This is a genomic window from Saccharothrix longispora (assembly GCF_031455225.1).
Lineage (GTDB): Bacteria > Actinomycetota > Actinomycetes > Mycobacteriales > Pseudonocardiaceae > Actinosynnema > Actinosynnema longispora.
In genome coordinates this window covers 2819405-2836372 of record NZ_JAVDSG010000001.1, presented here as the reverse complement: position 1 = coordinate 2836372, position 16968 = coordinate 2819405, and the positions used below count along the sequence as shown (strand labels likewise).

The following is a 16968-nucleotide window of genomic DNA, read 5'->3' as shown; positions in this document are numbered from 1 at the left end:
TTTCGGGCAATTGCACTTTCGGGCAATCGTGTCGCTTATTTTTCGAATCAAGACGCGTTTTACGGGTTGTGCGACGTCGTGAATGAGTGGTAATCCTTCGAGGGTGGTCGTCGTCGTTCGAACGATACCCCTGGAGGAATCCGTGAAATCGGTTCACCGCGCGGCCGGTCTGGTGCTGGGTCTGGTGTCGACGCTGGCCGGGGCCTCCCAAGCGGCGGCGGCGCCCTCCACCGGCACCACGTGGACCTTGCGCGACATCGGGACCCAGCAGACGTGCGTGACCTCCGACTTCGGCCACCCCGGCCAGTACTTCCTCGTCCCGGTGCACGGCACGTGGACGAGGCAGCTCACGGCCGAGGTGCGCGACCTGCCGCCGGGCTCCCGCTCCGGCACCACGCCGATCGCCCCGGGGTCGGACTACGACAACGGCATCGTCGCCGGTGTCCACACGCCGCTGGCGCCGGCCCCGGTCGGCGTGTACGCCGCGTACCTGTGGGTCTCGGACGGCGTCGACACCCGCACCGCGCCGATCACCATCACCGTGCGGGAGCGCTGCTGACGCGTCTCCCTCGCCCGGAAGAGTTTCCGGAACTCCTGTTCGAGTGATTGTCGCGCAGGAATTCGGCCTTCGGTGGAATTGTGCTTCGTCGTGGCCGCCGATGCGGAGCGGAGGACGTCGACCTGCTCACCGGCAGCGGACCACGAGCGCGGCGGTCCGGGGGAGCACCACGTCGTCCCCCGACCGCAGTTCCCGCCCGGTGAGCAGGTCCACGCCGTCGAACGGGCACGTCACCACCTGCTCCGCGCCGTGGTTGAGCACGAACGCGTACCGGGTGCCGTTCGGCGCCACCCGCTCGACCACCTCGACGTCCGGCACGTCGGCCAGCGGACCGGCCAGCCCGTGCTCGGCGAGCACCCCGTCCACCACTGCCCCCACCCCTCCGTCGTCCAACAGGGTCGCCACGTACCAGGCACTGCCCGCACCGCGCCGGACCCGCGTCACGGCCGGCGTACCGGCGTAGAAGTCCGCGCCGTAGGTGGCCAGCACCTCGGCGTCCTCCGGCACGACCACCTCGAACACGTGCCGCGCCTCGTGCGCCGTGCCGGAGAGCACCACCGGGTTGACCACGTCCGGCCGCTGGGCGTCGGTCTCCTCCACCCGAAGCCCGAGCAGCCCGGCGAACGGGCCGGGCACGTCGGCGAGGAACGCGTTGTCGTCCTCGTCCACCCGCCCGGACAGCGCCGTCGTCAGGAACGTCCCGCCCCGCAGCACCACCTCGGCGACCCGGTCCGCCAGGTCTCCCTTCACCACGTGCAGCAGCGGCGCGACCACGACGTCGTAGCGGCCCAGGTCCGCCGTCACCGGCACCACGTCCACCAGGGCGTTGGCCTGCCACAGCGCCCGGTGGTACGCGGCCAGGACGTCGACGTAGCGCACGTTGCGGTTGGGGCCGTCGGACATCTCGACCGCCCACCAGCTGTCCCAGTCGACCAGCAGCGCGACCCGCGCGGGCGTGCGGGCGCCGAGCACCGCGTCACCGACCAGTTCGAACTCCCGCCCCAGCTCGGCGACCTCCCGGAACAGCCGGGTGTCGGTGCGGCCGGCGTGGTCGAGCACCGCGCCGTGGTACTTCTCGCACGCCCCGCGCGACTGCCGCAGCTGGAAGTACAGCACCGCGTCCGCCCCGTGGGCGACGGACTGCCAGGACCACAGCCGCAGCACGCCCGGCCGCTTCACCGCGTTCACGTCGCGCGACGCGGTGACCGACGGGGTCTGCTCCATCACCCAGAACGGCGCGCCGCCGCGCAGCCCGCGCACCAGCCCGTGCGCCAGCGCCATCCGGGCCGCCGTCCGCGACGCCGACGGGTCCTCGGGCGGGTAGTTGTCCCACGACGCGAAGTCCAGGTGCGGCGCCCACCGGTGGTAGTCGACCGGCTGGTAGAGGCCCATGAAGTTCGTGGTGACCGGCGTGCGCGGCACGTGCTCGCGGATCGCCGCCTTCTCCGCGACGAACCCGCCCAGCAGTGCGTCGGACGTGAACCGCCGGTAGTCCAGCGTGATGCCCTGGAACGCGGTGTGGTCCGGGCCGCGCCAGTGCTCGGACAGCACCGTCGGCGGTTCGACCTGCGCCCAGTCGGTGAACGTGTGCGACCAGAACGTCGTGTTCCACGCCGCGTTGAGCCGTTCGAGCCCCCCGTAGCGCTTCCGGAGCCACTCCCGGAACGCCGCCGCGCACAGCGGGCAGTAGCACGCCCCGCCGTACTCGTTGCCCACGTGCCAGGCCACGATCGCCGGGTTGTCGCCGTACCGCTCGGCCAGCCGCGACGCCATCGCCACCGACAGCCGCCGGAACGCGGGGGAGGAGGGGCACGCGTTGTGCCGCTGCCCGTAGACGTGCCGCCGGCCCTCGAAGTCCACCCGGCACGCCTCCGGGTACGCGTGGGCCAGCCACGGCGGCATCGCGCCGCTCGGCGTGGCCTGCACGATCCGCTTGCCCTCGGCGGTCGCCCGTTCCACGATCGCGTCCAGCGTCGAGAAGTCGTAGCGGTCCTCGGCGGGCTGGAGGTGGGCCCACGCGAACACGCCGACCGTCACGGTGTCGACGTGGGCCAGCGAGAACGCCTCGTAGTCGCGGTCCCACACCTCGCGGGGCCACTGCTCGGGGTTGTAGTCGCCGCCGTAGCCGATCTTCGCCGCCGGGGGGTGGACGTCGTTCACGCGGTGAACCTCCCGGTCGCGTCGCGCAGCACCGGTTCGGCGTTGCGCAGGAGGGCGAGGGTGAACGGTGCGGCGAGCAGGAGCAGCAGCCGGTCCGAGACCAGCGCCGCGACGCCGCCCGCGGCGATGAGCAGGGACAGCGCGCCGAGCGCGGCCAGCGGGCGGGCGGCCAGGTAGTAGGAGGCGAGCCGGGCCGTGTCCCGGGTGCGCAGCGACAGCGCCGAGGACAGCACCAGCGCGTTGGACGACCACACCAGCAGGCCGACCGCGACGACCACCAGCACCGCGCCGTACCCGGTGGGCACGCCCGCGAAGCGCAGGTTCGCCAGGGTGAAGCCGATCACGGCCAGCGCCGCGAGCACCGGCAGCCACCAGCGCAGCACGTCCAGCCAGTTCAACCGGTAGCCGCGCAGGAAGTGCCGGGCGGGGGACAGGTCGCGGTCGGTGAGGAACACCCGCCACGCGAACAGCGCCGCGGACAGCGCCGGGCCGACCGGGGCGAAGCACAGCGCGACCAGCGGCGCGTTGCCCGCGTCCCCGGCCAGCAGCGGCACCAGCAGCAGGCCGGGCGCGGTGGTCAGCACCAGCAGCACCTCGACGACCAGGAACCAGTACACGACCGAGGCGGCGCGGGACAGGACGCCGGGACCGATCTCGGCGGCGGGGTCGCGCTCGTCCACGGCGGTCACCTCTCGTGCGCCGCGACGAGGCGGTCGTCGGAGACGCCCAGCAGCCGCCGGTCGTCCAGCCCTTCGTGCTCCTCCGGGCGCACCGGGAGGACCTCCGCGAACGTCACCTCGTGCCGGGACAGCGCCAGGTCCAGGGTCACCCGCCCGTCCACCACCGCGCGGGCCGAGTGCTCGACGGCCGGGCGCGAGCAGTCCCGCAGCACGTCGAGCTGCCGCGCCGACGGCGAGCGCGGCCGGCCCAGCTCGCGCCACGCCGCGAACGCGTTGCCGTCGTGCTCGTTGACCCGCTCGCGCCGCACGAACGCGCGGGACCCGGGGACGGGCACGGACAGCCGCACGTCGTGCCGCTCCGGCGCGTCCGGCCCCCCGGTGCCGCCCACCGGCTGCCACGCCAGCACCGTCACCCGGCCGTCGTCGTCGCGGCACACCAGGTGGTCCTCGCCGCGCGCCAGCACGTGGGGGCCCATGCGGGCCATGAACGCGTACAGGTGGTAGGTCGGCTTGCGCACCTGCCGGTGCGCGAGCAGCCCGAAGCCGCCGTGGAACAGCGAGGTGGGGACGTTCTCCTCCTCGAACACGTCGCAGAACGTCCAGTAGGAGAACGAGTCGACCAGGTCGCCGCCGCCCGCGAGCACCGGGGCCAGGTAGGCGGCGTTGTACGCGGTGTCGTGGATCGGGTTGTCCGGCCGGTAGGAGGTGTTGAACTCGGTGATGTGCACCGGCAGCCCGGCCAGCGCGGTGCCCGCGAGGTGCTTGCGCGGCGCGTCGAACTGGTCGAGCAGCGCACCCGGCGCGGTCAGCGTCTGGTAGGTGCCGAACGGCACGTGCTGCGCCGGTCCGGAGGTGTAGGCGTGCCGGGACACGAAGTCGACCGGCACGTCCCGGCGGGCGACGAACTCGGCGAACGGCTCCCACCACCCGTCCGAACCGGGCGAGATGGCCGGCCCGCCGACCTGGAGGTCCGCGTCCACGTCCTTCACGACCCGCGCGGTCGTCTCGTACAGCCGGAAGTACGCCTCCTGGTCGGCGTCCTTCCAGAAGTTCACCAGGTTCGGCTCGTTCCACACCTCGATCGGCCAGGTGCGGACCTCGTCCACGCCGTACCGGTCCACCAGGTGCGCCAGCAGCGCCCGCACGAGCGCCGCCCACTCGTCGTGCGAGCGCGGCGGCGTGATGTTGCCCTTCCACCAGAAGACGGTCTCCTCGCCCGAGGCGAGCGCCGTCGGCATGAACCCCAGCTCGACGAACGGCTTGACGCCCAGTTCCAGGAAGTGGTCGAACACCTGGTCCAGGTAGGTCCACGAGTACCGGACCCGGCCGCCGGACACCCGGTGCACGCCCATGTCGTCCGACAGCAGGCCGTGACCCCGGACGTACCGGAAGCCGATCTCGCGCCGCACCAGGGCCAGCGACTCCCGGTGGTCGGCGCGCAGCGCGAGGTTGAGCCGCCCGGTGCCCACGCAGTGGCGCCAGGAAGCGGACAGGCGGCCGAGCGGCTGCTCGGGCACGTGGGTGTGGCTCACCAGGACCTCCGGCGTGCGTCCTCGTCGGGGGGAGGTCGGGTCCGGCCGCCCCAACCGCGGCCGGACCCGACCGGCTCAGCCGTTCTTCTGCTTGAAGCGCTGGTAGGCGCTGTTCACCAGCTCCATGTACTGCGTCACGCCCTTGGCCTCCGCTTCCTTGACGTAGGCGTCCCACGTCGAGATGTCGCGGCTGCCGAGGATGAACTGGAGCGTGCCCTGGGTGGCGAAGTCCTTCAACGGCGTCTCCCAGAGGGTGGCCTGCTCGCGCTCGTCCGCGGTGAACGGGTACGGCGGGTTCGGGGCGATGACCTTCTTGGCCTTCATCGCCTCCTGGAAGGAGATCTCCTCCTCGGTGAACATCGACTGGAGCAGCTCGGTGGTGCCGCCGTAGGCGAACACGCCACCCTGGAAGCCGAAGTTCTTCTGGAGGTGCTGCGGCGCGCCCGTGTTCAGGCCGCCGAAGGCGATGTCGGACTTGAGGGCCCGCTTGCCGGAGGCGTCCTTGTCGAACGTGGTGCCCTCCACGCCCCACTTGGCGAACTCCTGGCCCTCGTCGGAGTACCAGAGCCAGTCGATGAACTGCATCGTCGCCACGAACTTGTCGCTCTCGACCGCCTTGGCCGAGATCATCAGACCGTTCTCCAGGCGGGAACCGGTGATGACGTCGCCCTTCGGGCCACCCGGCACGGTGATCTTCGCGATGGTCGCGCCCGGGATGTTCTTCAGCGCGGGGCGGTAGTCGTTGACCAGGTTCTGCGCGTTGGTGCTGATCGCGTAGGACTTGCCGTTGGCGAGCTTCTGGATCGCGGGCTCGTCCTTCTGCGTGAAGCTCTCCGGGTCCATCAGGCCCTCGGCGACGAGCTTGCGGAAGAACTCGACCAGCGCCTTCTGCTCGGGCGAGGTGCCGGTGAAGGTGAACTTGCCCTCGCCGGCGTTCCACTGGGCGTTGTTGTAGCCCCAGCCGGCGGAGGTGCCGAAGGTCTGCGCGGCGTAGTTGAGGATCGCCTTGCCCTCGAACCGGTCGGACAGCGGGTAGCCGTCCGGGTGCGCGGCCTTGATGGCCTTGAGGACGGTGTGGACCTCGTCCCACGTCTTCGGCGCTTGGAGGCCGAGGCGCTGGAGCTCGTCGGTGCGGAAGGCCAGCGTGTAGTCCGGCCACACCTCCTCGTGCACGCCCGGCAGGAGGTAGAACTTGCCGTCGTCCTGCTTGAGGGAGTTGATGTCGGGCTGGAGCTTCCACTTCTCGATCTTCGCCTTGAAGTTCGGCATCAGGTCGAGGTAGTCGCTCACCGGCAGGATCGCGCCCGAGGCGACGTAGGCCTGCTCCTGGCCCGGGTAGGTCTTGGCGATGATCGTGGGCGCGTCACCGGCGCCGACCACGAGGCTGCGCTTCTGCTCGTAGTCGCTCATCGGCACGACCGTCGGCTTGATCGTGACGTTCGTGCGCGACGTGATCTCCTTCCACAGCAGCCAGTCGTCCTTGATGGCGTAGTTCGGGTGGTCGCTGTAGAGGACGCCCAGCTCGATGGCCTCGGTGGCCTTGAACTGCTTGCCCTCCGCGAAGTCGGCCATCGCGCCGACGCGCTTGCCGCCGAGGTCGACGGCGGGCGCCTCCTCTTCGCTGCACGCCACGGTGCCCAGCACGAGGCTGCCTGCCGTGAGCGTCAGAAGCGCGCGCTTCCACATCGTTCGCATCGTGCTCTCCTAGGAGCGTTCCGATTCGTGCCGGCCACTGCTCGGGGGGTCACTGCTTCACCGCGCCGAGCATCACGCCCGACACGAAGTACTTCTGGATGAACGGGTAGACGGCGATGATGGGCAGCACGGTGAGCACCATCGTCACGGCCTTGATGTTCGAGTTGATCTGCGTCAGGTCGCTCTGCGCGCCGCCCACCGAGGTGGCCGTGGACGCGCCCGAGATCATGTTGCGCAGGTAGACGGTGACCGGGAACAGGTCGGACCGGTCGAAGTAGAGGAACGCCGAGAACCACGAGTTCCAGTTGGCCACCGCGTAGAACAGGATCATCGTCGCCACGACCGCCTTGGACAGCGGCAGCACGACGCGCAGCAGGATGCCGTAGGTGTTCAGGCCGTCGATGGCGGCGGCCTCCTCCAGTTCCTTGGGCAGGCTCTCGAAGAACGCCTTCATCACCAGCAGGTTGAACACGCTGATCGCGTTGGGCAGCACGATCGCCCAGAGGGTGTTCTTCATGCCCAGTTCGGAGATCAGCACGTAGTTCGGGATCAGGCCGCCGTTGAAGAACATGGTGAACACGGAGATGCCGATGAGCAGCCCGCGGCCCTTGAGGTGGTGCTTGGACAGCACGTAGGCGTAGGTGGTGGTCAGCACCAGCGAGATCGCCGTGGCGGTGACCGTGTAGAGCACGGTGTTGGCGTAGCTGTTCCAGAACGCCGAGTCCGACATGACGACCTTGTAGGTCTCCAGGTTGAACCCGCGGGGCAGCAGGTTCACGCGGCCCGCCAGGATGTGCTGCTCGTCGCTGAACGACTGGGCGACGACGTTGACGAACGGGTACAGCGTCACGGCCACGACGACCAGCAGGACCACCGCGTTGACCTTGCGGAACGCGCGGTAGCCGCGGCTGTCGTCCAGCGCGGTGCGCTTGGGCGCGGTCGGTGCGGCCATCTTCTCGGCCAGCCGCGTCGGGTCGGTGGTCACCACAGGCTCGTCCCCACTGTGCGGCGCGAGATCGCGTTGGCGGACAGGATCAGGGTGAGGCCGATGACCGACTCGAACAGGCCGATGGCGGCGGCGTAGCTGAAGTTGTTCGACACCATGCCGACCCGGTACAGGTAGGTGGAGATCACGTCGGCGGTCGGGTAGGTCAGCGGGTTGTAGATCAGCAGGACCTTCTCGAAGCCGACCGCCATGAACGTGCCGATGTTGAGGATCAGCAGGGTGATCATCGTCGGCCGGATGCCGGGCAGGGTGATGTGCCAGGTCTGCTTCCACCGGCCCGCGCCGTCGATGCGGGCGGCCTCGTAGAGCTGGTTGTCGATGGTGGTCAGCGCGGCGAGGTAGAGGATCGTGCCCCAGCCGACGGTCTGCCACACCTCCGAGGAGACGTAGATGGTGCGGAACCAGTCCGGCTCCTGGGCGAACGCGATCGGGCTGCCGCCGAACGCCTTGACCACCTGGTTGACGGTGCCCTCCACGGACACCAGCTGGAGCAGCATGCCCGCCACGATCACGATGGACAGGAAGTGCGGCAGGTACGACACGGTCTGCACGAACCGCTTGAAGTAGCGGGTGCGGACCTCGTTGAGCAGCAGGGCCAGCACGATCGGCAGCGGGAAGCAGAACAGCAGGGTCAGCGTGCCGAGGGCCAGCGTGTTCCCGAAGACCTGCCAGAACGTGGGGTCGTCGAGGAACATGTTCACGTACCGCAGGCCGACCCACGACTCGCCGAACAGGCTGCCGCCGGGCACGAACCGCCGGAACGCGATGACGTTGCCGACCATCGGCAGGTACCGGAAGACCAGGAAGAACAGCAGCGGCACCAGGGCCAGCGAGTACAGCTGCCAGTCGCGGCTGAACGCCTTGCGCCAGGTCCGGCGGTTGCCCGCCGGCCGCTTGGGCGGCGGCGCCTGCGGCGGTCCGGCCGGGGCGGTCGCGGGTTCGCGGGTGTCGACGCTCACGACGGCACCACCTCCACCGCGGTCAGCAGCTCGCGGGTGTGGTCGACCACGCGCGGCGGGCCGACGAGCTCCAGCTCGACCTCGGCGCTCACGTCGGCGCTGGAGCGCGACACGCGCAGCCGCACCTCGCCGGGTTCCACCACGCGTCGCCCGTCGGTCCCGGTGAACGAGGTCGCGTCGGCGGGCACCCGGAACCGCACCCGCGCCGTCCCGCCGGGTTCCAGTGGCACGCGCGCGTAGCCGACCAGCCGCACCACCGGCCGCACGACCTGGGCGACGGGGTCGTGCAGGTACAGCTGCACGACGTCCGCGCCGTCCCGGTCGCCGGGGTTGTGCACGTCCAGCTCCAGCTCGACGGCGCCGTCGGTGGCCCACGTCGTGCCGGCCACCCGGGGCTCCGACCAGGTGAACTCGCCGTAGCCCAGGCCGTGGCCGAACGGGAAGGCGGGCGTCGGGTCCACACTGGACACACCGCTGAGGCGGCCCAGCGGCGCGGACAGGTAGGTGCCGGGCTGGCCGGACGGGTCGGCGGGGATGCCGACGGGCAGCCGGCCCGACGGCGACACGGCTCCGGTGAGCACGTCCGCGATGGCCCGGCCGCCGAGCTGGCCGGGGAAGAAGGTCTGCACGGTCGCCGCCGCGCCCGCGGCCAGGTCGCCGACGGCGTAGGGCCGACCGGTGACGAGCAGCAGCACGACGGGGGTGCCGGTGGCCAGCACGGCCCGCACCAGGTCGGCCTGCGCGCCGGGCAGCTCCAGCGTGGTGGCGTCGCAGCCCTCGCCGGACGTGCCGCGGCCGAACAGGCCCGCCAGGTCGCCGACGACCACCACGCACGCGTCCGCGTCCCGTGCCGCCGCGACGGCCTCGTCGAAACCGGACCGGTCGTCGCCGCGCACGTCGCAGCCCCGGGCGTGCGCCACGTCGGCGCCGGCCTCGCGCAGCGCGCCCAGCACGGTCGGGACGTCCAGGCCGAGCCCGGCGTCCGGGTGGTGCACGCCGATGTGCGCGGGGAAGGAGTAGCAGCCGAGCATCGCCATCGGGTCGTCGGCCAGCGGGCCGACCACGGCCAGCCGCAGGTCGGCCCGCAGGGGGAGCACGCCGTCGTTGGCCAGCAGCACGACGGACTCCCGCGCCAGCCGCAGCGCCGCGTCCCGCGCCTCGGGGGTGTCGAGGCTCAGCGCGTCGAGGTCGGCGGGCCACGGCGACCAGTCGGGGTCGAGCAGGCCCAGTTCGACCTTCTGGCGCAGCACGCGCCGCAGCGCCCGGTCCACCAGCGCCTCGTCCACGTCGCCGCGCTCGACGGCCCGCAGCAGCGGTTCCCCGTAGCAGCGCACGGTCGGCAGCTCCACGTCGACGCCCGCGGTCAGCGCCAGCCCGGCGGCGTGCCCCTCGTCGGCGGCGACGCCGTGCAGCGACTGGAGGAACTTCACCGCGAAGTAGTCGGCGACGACCGTGCCGCCGAAGCCCCAGGTGTCCCGCAGCAGGGCGGTGAGCAGGGCGTGGTCGGCGGCGGACGGCACGCCGTCCACGTCGCTGTAGGAGTTCATCACCGAGCGGGCGCCGCCTTCGCGCACGGCCATCTCGAACGGCGGCAGCACGACGTCCGCGAACTCGCGCGGGCCGATCGACACCGGCGCGAGGTTGCGCCCGGCGCGCGAGGCCGAGTAGCCCGCGAAGTGCTTGAGCGTGGCCACGACCCCCGCCCGCTCCAGGCCCCGCACGTAGGCGGTGCCGACGGTGCCGACCAGGTAGGGGTCCTCGCCGATGGTCTCCTCGGTGCGGCCCCAGCGGTAGTCGCGGGTGACGTCGAGGACCGGCGCGAGGCCCTGGTGCACGCCCGCGGCCCGCATGGAGGCGCCGATCAGGCCCGACACCTCGGCGACCAGGCCGGGGTCGAAGCTCGCGCCCCAGGACAGCGGCGCGGGGAACGCGGTGGCGCGGAAGGCGGCGAACCCGGTCAGGCACTCCTCGTGGACCAGGGCGGGGATGCCGAACCGGTTGGCCGCCACGACCTGCTCCTGCGACACGGCGAGCGAACGGGCGCCCGCCACCGGGTCCACCGGTCGCGTGCCGAACGGGCGGGTGAGCTGACCGAGCCCGGCGGCGATGACCTCGGTCCAGTCGACGGGGTCGCCGGTCATCTCGTTCTGGTGCGGCGCGACCTCGCCGCCCTCCGGGTCGGCGCCCACCCACACCCCGACGAGCTGGGCGAGCTTCTCGCGGAGCGTCATCTCCGAGACCAGCGCCTCGACCCGGTCAGCGACCGGCAGGCGCGCGTCCCGCCACGGGGGGACCGCCCTCCCGACGGGCGGCGCCGCGGCGTCCGTCGTCCTGTTCGTCATCGACCAGGTACCTCCGACTCACGTCTTCGTGAATAGCCGAAACTATCGACTGTGAAGCCGATAATCGGTCCGGTGGGACGGACCGTAGGACCAACTCCAGTGCACGTCAACAAGTTCATGTGGGTGAACAGATGCTGGTCGTTGCGGCCCGCAACCCCTAGGGTGAGCGCCGAAACTTTAGATCCGAAGCGCGCTGCCGCACGCGCAACCTCTCGGACAGGGGCAGGCATGAGCGCGTCAACGGAGTCGAGCCCGAACGGTGCGGCGGACGGTGCGGGCAAGCCGGTGGCCGCGTCCATCTCGTCCATCGCGGCCGAGGCGGGCGTCTCGGTGCCCACGGTCTCGAAGGTCCTCAACGGCCGCCCGGACGTCGCCGCCGACACCCGCGCCCGGGTGGAGAGCGTCATCGAACGCCACCGGTACCGCCGACGACGGGCCCGCCAGTCGTCCCGGCCGGCGCTGATCGACCTGGTGTTCCACGAGATGAACTCGGCCTGGGCCACGGAGATCATCCGCGGCGTGGAGCAGGCCGCGGCCGTGGAGCGCGCCGCCGTCGTGCTGTCCGAGCTGGGCGGCGCGCACCGCCCCCGCCGCGAGTGGTTCGACGACCTGCTCACCCGCCGCCCGCTGGGCGTGATCCTCGTGCTGGCGGAGCTGGACGCCGAGCAGCGCCACCAGCTCGCCACCCGCACCATCCCGTTCGTCGTGGTCGACACGGCGGGGGAGCAGCCACCGGGCGTGCCGACCGTCGGCTCGGCGAACTGGGCGGGCGGTCTGGCCGCGACCCGGCACCTGATCGCGTTGGGGCACCGGAGGATCGCGGTCGTGTCCGGTCCGACCACGATGCTGTGCAGCCGCGCCAGGGTCGACGGCTACCGCAGCGCGCTGGAGGCCGCCGACGTGCCGATCGACCCGGAACTGGTGCGCTACGGCGACTTCTACGTCCACGGCGGCTACCACCACGGGCTCGCCCTGCTCGACCGGTCCGACCGGCCCACCGCCATCTTCGCGGGTTCGGACTTCCAGGCCCTCGGCGTCATGCGCGCCGCCCGCGAGCTGGGCCTGTCCGTCCCGCGCGACCTGTCGATCGTCGGCTACGACGACCTCTCGGTGACCGAGTGGATCGGGCCACCGCTGACCACCGTGCGCCAGCCGCTGCGCGAGATGGCGACCACCGCCGCGCAGATGGTCTTCACGCTCGCCCGCGGCGAGCGCCCGCCGAACGAGCGGATAGACCTGGCCACCGAACTCGTGGTGCGCGAGAGCACCGCCCCACCTGTCCGTCCCTGACCCCGAGGATCGACGATGGCCCTGCTCGACCTGCCCGACTGGGAGCGGTACGCGCCAGAGGTTCGGGAACCCGCCGGTTTCGACGTGTTCTGGTCCGGAACCCTCGCCGAGGCCGCCGCCCACGACCCGCTCGTGGACGTCGTGCCCGTCGCGACGGACCTCGCGCTCGTCGACACCTGGGACGTCACGTTCACCGGGTTCGCCGGCCACCCGATCCGCGCCTGGCTCACCCGACCCGCCGGCACCGCCGGGCGCGACCTGCCCGCCGTCGTGGAGTACCTGGGCTACGGGCGCGGGCGGGGGTTGCCGCACGAGCGGCTGGTGTGGCCCTGCGCCGGGTACGCGCACCTGCTCGTGGACACGAGGGGGCAGGGCGGCCAGTACGGCAACGGCGGCGACACCCCCGACCCGGTGGGGTCCGGACCGGCCGCGCCAGGCTTCCTGACCCGCGGTGTCACCGATCCCCGCACGGCCTACCTGCGCCGGCTGCTCACCGATGCGGCGCGCGCCGTGGACGCCGTCGCCGCGCTGCCCGGCGTGGACGGCACGCGGATCGCGGTGGCCGGCAACAGCCAGGGCGGGGGCCTCGCCCTGGCCGCCGCCGGGCTCAACCCGAGGGCGGTCGCGCTGCTGGTCAGCGCGCCCCTGCTGTGCGACATCCCCAGGAGCATCGCGCTCACCGACGCGCACCCGTACGGCGAGATCACCCAGTTCCTGTCCGTGCACCGGGAGGCCGCGGAGCGGGTGCTGGACTCGCTGGCGCACTTCGACGGCACGCACTTCGCCCGCCGCACCACCGCGGCGGCCCACTTCGGCGTCGGCCTGCGGGACGACGTCTGCCCGCCGGCCGGCGCGTTCGCCGCGTACAACGTCCTGGGCGGCGCGGACAAGGGCATCGAGGTCTACCCGTTCAACGGGCACGAGCACGGCGAGGCCCTGCACTCCGCACGCCAGCTCGCGTGGCTGGGGACGCGGTTCGGCGACCGCTGACCGGGCGCCCGACCGCACGCCGACCCCGAGGCCGCTCACGGTGCCGGAGGCCCTGGCGCGTCCCGTCAGGGAGACGGGGCCCCGGTCCAGTCGAGGCACACCACCACGGCGTCGTCGAGCAGGTCGGTCCCCTCGTGGTAGTCGAGCAGCTCGGCGATGATGGCGCGCGCCGCCTCGGGCGCGGGCAGGTGGTGGGACCCGCGGATGATCCGGTCGAGGTTGGTGGAGCCGTAGTCGCTGCCGTGCGGCGACCGCGCGGCGTGCACGCCGTCGCTGACGACCACCAGCCGGTCGCCGGGCTCCACGCGCAGCCGCTGCACCTCGTAGTCGGTGCCGTCGAACATGCCCAGCGGCAGCTGGCGCTCGAACGGGACCAGGGTGACCTCGCCGTCGCGCATCCGCAGCATGCGCGGCGACCCGGCGTCGATCACGGACACGTCGCCGGTGGCCAGCTCGAACTCCAGCAGCAGGGTGGACACGTGGCACGCGCCGCCGTGCTGGGCGTAGATCGCCTGGTCGGCCAGCGCGGCCTGCCCCTGGAGGTCGAGCCCGGCGCGGCGGGCGTTGCGCAGGGCGCTGATCGCCAGGTTGGTCAGCAGCGCCGCCTGGATGCCCTCGCCCATGCCGTTGGACACGGTGACGGTGAGCCGGTCGGAGGTGGCGCTCCAGTCGAAGTTGTCGCCGTTGATCGTGTAGGCGGGTTCGAGCTGCCCGCCCAGGGAGTACTCGGCCCGCGCGCAGCCGCGCCCGGGCAGCAGCTGCCACTGCATCTCCGCGGCCAGGCTGAGCCGCTCCCGTCTTCGGGCCCGCAGGTACAGGTCGGTGTCGCGCTCGGCGACGACCAGCTCGTGCCCGAGCGCCGTGGCCAGTTCGGCCAGCGCGGGCAGCACGTCGGCGTCGGGCGCCTCGGGCAGCCTGGTGACGAGCACGCCGAGCCGGTCGCCGCGCACCGCCACCGGCAGGTGGGCCACCACCCCGTCCCGGTCCCGGTCGGGTTCGAGCAGCACGCGCTGCGAGGTGAACGCCCGCCCCGCCGTCGTGGTCCGGATCGCCAGCGGCGCCGCCGTCTCGGGCAGCCGGGTGACCGGTTGCAGCACGCTGAGCTTGTAGTCGGCGAGCAGCAGCTCGGTGCCGGTCGCGCCGAAGTCGCTGCGCAGCCGCGCGTGCAGCGTGTCGAGCAGGGCGTGCGGCGGGCTCGTTCTCAGGGCCTGCTCGATGCCGATGACGGCGTCGTCCGTCGAGGTCATGGGAGCCTCCTTGCCGGAATCCGGCTCGTGGGGTTGTTCCGGCGAGGGGTCGGGATGACACAGTAGGTGGCATGGCGACCGACGACCAGCAGCACCCGGACGATCCGGCGGCGGCTGTCGAGCGGGCGGCGGACGTGCTGGCCGCGCTGTGGGCGGCCTCGCAGCACGTGCTGGAGACGAGGGTGTCGGCGTCGCAGTTCCAGGCGCTCACCGTGATCGCGCGGCACGGCAAGGTCAACCTGAACGGCCTCGCCGAGGCGATGGGTGCGATCCCGTCGTCGGCGAGCAGGCTGTGCGACCGGCTCCAGGCCGCGGGCTTCGTCACGCGCAGCGAGAGCAGCCACAGCAGGCGCGAGGTGGAGTTGACGTTGACCCGCAGCGGTCGCGCCCTGATGGCCGAGGTCGGCCGCCTGCGACGTCAGGAGATCACCCGCATCCTCGCGGCCATGAGCCCCGCGGACAGGGTGCACCTGCTGGTGGGCCTGACCGGCTTCGCCCAGGCCGCCGAGCCGGCTGCCGACGGCTCGCGGGAACGCCCGGCCTGACGCCCCGTCCGCCTCCGTGTTTGCCGATCGCACCGTCACGAGCGCATACTAGAGCCGAACTATTGTCATAGTGCAAAAGTCCAGGCTCGGACGATGCGAAGGCGGCCGGTAGTGATCCTCGGTGTGGACCCGCCGGTGGTGGGCCAGGTCCGCTGCTCGTTCGGCGAAGACCCGGCGCGCGTCGAACTGAGCGGCGAGATCGACATGGCGTGCGACGACCAGTTCGACCTGGCCCACCGGGTACTGGCCGCCAGGCGGCCGGCCGACGTCGTGGTGGACCTGGCCGGGGTCGTCTTCTTCGGTGCGGCCGGGCTCCGCTTCCTGGCCGAGCTGATCCAGGCGCTGTCGCCCACGGGGCACACCGTCCAGGTGGTCAACCCCTCCCGGTCGGCCGCCCGCCTGCTCGACATCACGGGGTTCGCGGTCCACCGGTAGCCCGCGCCGCCGAGCGCCGGCGCGGGTCAGGCCACCTCCAGGTAGTCCACCTCGACCGCCCCGTCCAGGTAGCGCAACCGCAGGTCGTTGAACCCGGCGGTCAACGCGACGTCCACCGTCGCCCGTGCCCACGTGCCCGAGCCCGGGTAGTCGACGACCGCGGCCGCCCCGCCGTTCACCGTCAGCGCGTGCCGCGCGTCGCCGGCCCTCGCGGAGTAGCCGATGGAGACCGCGTAGGCCCCGTCGACCGGTGCGAACACCCGCACCTCCAGCCGGCTGCCGACCTCCGCGAGCCCGCTCACCACCGCGCCCCCCGACGCCCCCTCGACGCCCGTGCGCACCACGGCCCGGTGGACCACTCCGCGTTCCGCCTCGTACCGGACCCGGCTGCCGCGCACCACGGGCCGGTCGTCGGCCCAGCCCAGTTCCGCGACGTAGGTGCCCCGCCCGAGCCCCGCCAGGTGCCCGTGGAAGAAGACGTGACCGTCCCCGACGTCCTGCCCGCCGGGCCCGACCACGGCCCCGTCGAACCCGGCCGTGCTCATCAACGGCCGCTCGGCCCGCGCGTACGACCCCGTCAACGAGCGCGAGACGGCGTACCCGGTCCGGTAGTCGGGACCGGCGTAGGCCCCGGACGAGAAGAACAACACGTACTGGGAAGGCCGCCTGACCAGCACCGGGGCCTCCACGACGCCTTGCTCCTCGGCGCCGAGGTCGTGCAGCAGTCCGACCCGTCCGCCGACGAACGAGATCCCGTCCGCTTCCGTCCGCTGCAACCAGATCGAAGCCCGCCGCCCGATGGCGTTCCCGTCGTTCTTGTAGAGCAGGTACCGCGTCCCGTCGGCGTCCACGAAACTGGCGGGGTCGATCGCCCCGCCCTCGGTCGCGTCGCACACCAGCGGCTGGTCCGACGTGGCCGTGAACGGCCCACCGGGCCCGTCCGCCAGGGCCGCCCCCAGGCACATCCGCCCGACGGCGGCACTGGGGCCGGTGAAGTACAGCAGGAAACGCCCGTCCGAGCGCAGGGACACGTCAGGGGCCCAGAACCCGCCGTCACCGGCCCACGCCGGTTTGTGGGGCAGTACGTCACCCCGGATGGTCCAAGGCCCCAGGGGGCTCGACGAAGTCGCGTGGGGCACCCGTCCGCGCCCGGAACTCGTCGAATAGGCGTGATAGGTGCCGTCGACCAGGATCACCTCGGGGTCGGGGAAGTCCTCGCCGATGACCAGGCGGGGCCCGACCGCCTCCGCACCCGTCGCCCCGGCGACGCCGGTCGCGCCCAGCGCGAACACGACCGTCAGCACGGTGGCCCGCAACGCCCCCACGGTTCCCCCACGACCTCGGTTCCGGACAACCGCCCCTTCATACCGGCATCGCGGCGCCACCGCGGTCGACGACACCGGCCGGGGCGACCGGGTTCACCGGTTCGGGAGCAGGTGGTGGGCATCGGATCACCAGGTCGTGTGATCGCGGTGGGAGGTCCCGCGTCCACCGGCTCGAAGGTCCCGTCGTGCGTCGCGGCGGCGCG

The 16968-nt window shown here is 72.2% G+C and carries 14 protein-coding genes; 5 read left to right on the top strand and 9 right to left on the bottom strand.

Annotated features, from left to right (window positions below; all coding sequences use genetic code 11):
- Window positions 1-142 precede the first annotated feature (142 nt).
- Window positions 143-559 (top strand): DUF5980 family protein, encoded by a 417-nt coding sequence (locus J2S66_RS11515; protein ID WP_310306921.1) that lies wholly within the window; start codon window positions 143-145, stop codon window positions 557-559.
- A gap of 126 nt (window positions 560-685) precedes the next feature.
- Here the strand turns inward: J2S66_RS11515 and J2S66_RS11510 are convergent, their stop codons facing one another.
- The 7 genes from J2S66_RS11510 to J2S66_RS11480 form a co-directional block, all read right to left on the bottom strand.
- Window positions 686-2719, bottom strand: coding sequence for a beta-galactosidase (locus J2S66_RS11510; RefSeq protein WP_310306920.1), 2034 nt, complete (start codon window positions 2717-2719; stop codon window positions 686-688).
- Window positions 2716-3399: a glycosyl transferase gene (locus tag J2S66_RS11505; RefSeq protein ID WP_310306919.1), complete on the bottom strand. Its 684-nt coding sequence runs from the start codon at window positions 3397-3399 to the stop codon at window positions 2716-2718. Before J2S66_RS11505 ends, J2S66_RS11510 begins: the two co-directional genes overlap by 4 nt.
- A gap of 5 nt (window positions 3400-3404) precedes the next feature.
- Window positions 3405-4931 carry a GH39 family glycosyl hydrolase gene (locus J2S66_RS11500; protein WP_310306918.1) on the bottom strand — a complete coding sequence of 509 codons (1527 nt, stop codon included), beginning with the start codon at window positions 4929-4931 and terminating at the stop codon, window positions 3405-3407.
- A 75-nt stretch (window positions 4932-5006) separates the two neighbouring features.
- Window positions 5007-6626, bottom strand: coding sequence for an ABC transporter substrate-binding protein (locus J2S66_RS11495; RefSeq protein WP_310306917.1), 1620 nt, complete (start codon window positions 6624-6626; stop codon window positions 5007-5009).
- A gap of 49 nt (window positions 6627-6675) precedes the next feature.
- Complete coding sequence (locus J2S66_RS11490) at window positions 6676-7611, bottom strand: carbohydrate ABC transporter permease (RefSeq protein WP_310306916.1); 936 nt, start codon at window positions 7609-7611, stop codon at window positions 6676-6678.
- Window positions 7608-8591 (bottom strand): ABC transporter permease, encoded by a 984-nt coding sequence (locus J2S66_RS11485; RefSeq protein ID WP_310306915.1) that lies wholly within the window; start codon window positions 8589-8591, stop codon window positions 7608-7610. Before J2S66_RS11485 ends, J2S66_RS11490 begins: the two co-directional genes overlap by 4 nt.
- Window positions 8588-10933: a beta-xylosidase/alpha-l-arabinosidase gene (locus J2S66_RS11480; RefSeq protein WP_310306913.1), complete on the bottom strand. Its 2346-nt coding sequence runs from the start codon at window positions 10931-10933 to the stop codon at window positions 8588-8590. The genes J2S66_RS11485 and J2S66_RS11480 overlap by 4 nt, the downstream gene beginning before the upstream one ends.
- Window positions 10934-11161: 228 nt before the next feature.
- Here J2S66_RS11480 and J2S66_RS11475 point away from each other — a divergent pair, with 228 nt between their 5' ends.
- Both J2S66_RS11475 and J2S66_RS11470 read left to right on the top strand, forming a co-directional pair.
- A complete protein-coding gene (locus J2S66_RS11475) occupies window positions 11162-12223 on the top strand; it encodes a LacI family DNA-binding transcriptional regulator (protein ID WP_310306912.1) in 1062 nt (353 codons plus the stop codon).
- A gap of 15 nt (window positions 12224-12238) precedes the next feature.
- A complete protein-coding gene (locus tag J2S66_RS11470; protein WP_310306911.1) occupies window positions 12239-13213 on the top strand; it encodes an acetylxylan esterase in 975 nt (324 codons plus the stop codon).
- Window positions 13214-13278: 65 nt separating this feature from the next.
- Here the strand turns inward: J2S66_RS11470 and J2S66_RS11465 are convergent, their stop codons facing one another.
- Complete coding sequence (locus tag J2S66_RS11465) at window positions 13279-14460, bottom strand: PP2C family protein-serine/threonine phosphatase (RefSeq protein WP_310306910.1); 1182 nt, start codon at window positions 14458-14460, stop codon at window positions 13279-13281.
- Between the two features lie 71 nt (window positions 14461-14531).
- On the opposite strand from J2S66_RS11465, the gene J2S66_RS11460 reads away from it, so the two are divergent.
- Both J2S66_RS11460 and J2S66_RS11455 read left to right on the top strand, forming a co-directional pair.
- On the top strand, window positions 14532-15005 hold the full coding sequence (locus tag J2S66_RS11460; RefSeq protein ID WP_310306908.1) for a MarR family winged helix-turn-helix transcriptional regulator: 474 nt from the start codon (window positions 14532-14534) through the stop codon (window positions 15003-15005).
- 93 nt (window positions 15006-15098) lie between these two features.
- Entirely contained in the window at window positions 15099-15440 is a 342-nt protein-coding gene (locus tag J2S66_RS11455) for an STAS domain-containing protein (RefSeq protein ID WP_310306907.1), read from the top strand.
- 26 nt (window positions 15441-15466) lie between these two features.
- On the opposite strand, the gene J2S66_RS11450 is transcribed toward J2S66_RS11455, so the two are convergent.
- Window positions 15467-16765, bottom strand: coding sequence for a family 43 glycosylhydrolase (locus J2S66_RS11450; RefSeq protein ID WP_310306906.1), 1299 nt, complete (start codon window positions 16763-16765; stop codon window positions 15467-15469).
- Between the last annotated feature and the right edge of the window lie 203 nt (window positions 16766-16968).

Excerpts from the sequence above, each read along its gene's own strand:
- J2S66_RS11495 (WP_310306917.1), bottom strand. The coding sequence starts at position 6,626 with ATGCGAACGATGTGGAAGCGCGCGCTTCTGACGCTCACGGCAGGCAGC.
- J2S66_RS11480 (WP_310306913.1), bottom strand. The coding sequence starts at position 10,933 with ATGACGAACAGGACGACGGACGCCGCGGCGCCGCCCGTCGGGAGGGCG.
- J2S66_RS11475 (WP_310306912.1), top strand. The coding sequence starts at position 11,162 with ATGAGCGCGTCAACGGAGTCGAGCCCGAACGGTGCGGCGGACGGTGCG.
- J2S66_RS11470 (WP_310306911.1), top strand. The coding sequence starts at position 12,239 with ATGGCCCTGCTCGACCTGCCCGACTGGGAGCGGTACGCGCCAGAGGTT.
- J2S66_RS11465 (WP_310306910.1), bottom strand. The coding sequence starts at position 14,460 with ATGACCTCGACGGACGACGCCGTCATCGGCATCGAGCAGGCCCTGAGA.
- J2S66_RS11460 (WP_310306908.1), top strand. The coding sequence starts at position 14,532 with ATGGCGACCGACGACCAGCAGCACCCGGACGATCCGGCGGCGGCTGTC.
- J2S66_RS11455 (WP_310306907.1), top strand. The coding sequence starts at position 15,099 with ATGCGAAGGCGGCCGGTAGTGATCCTCGGTGTGGACCCGCCGGTGGTG.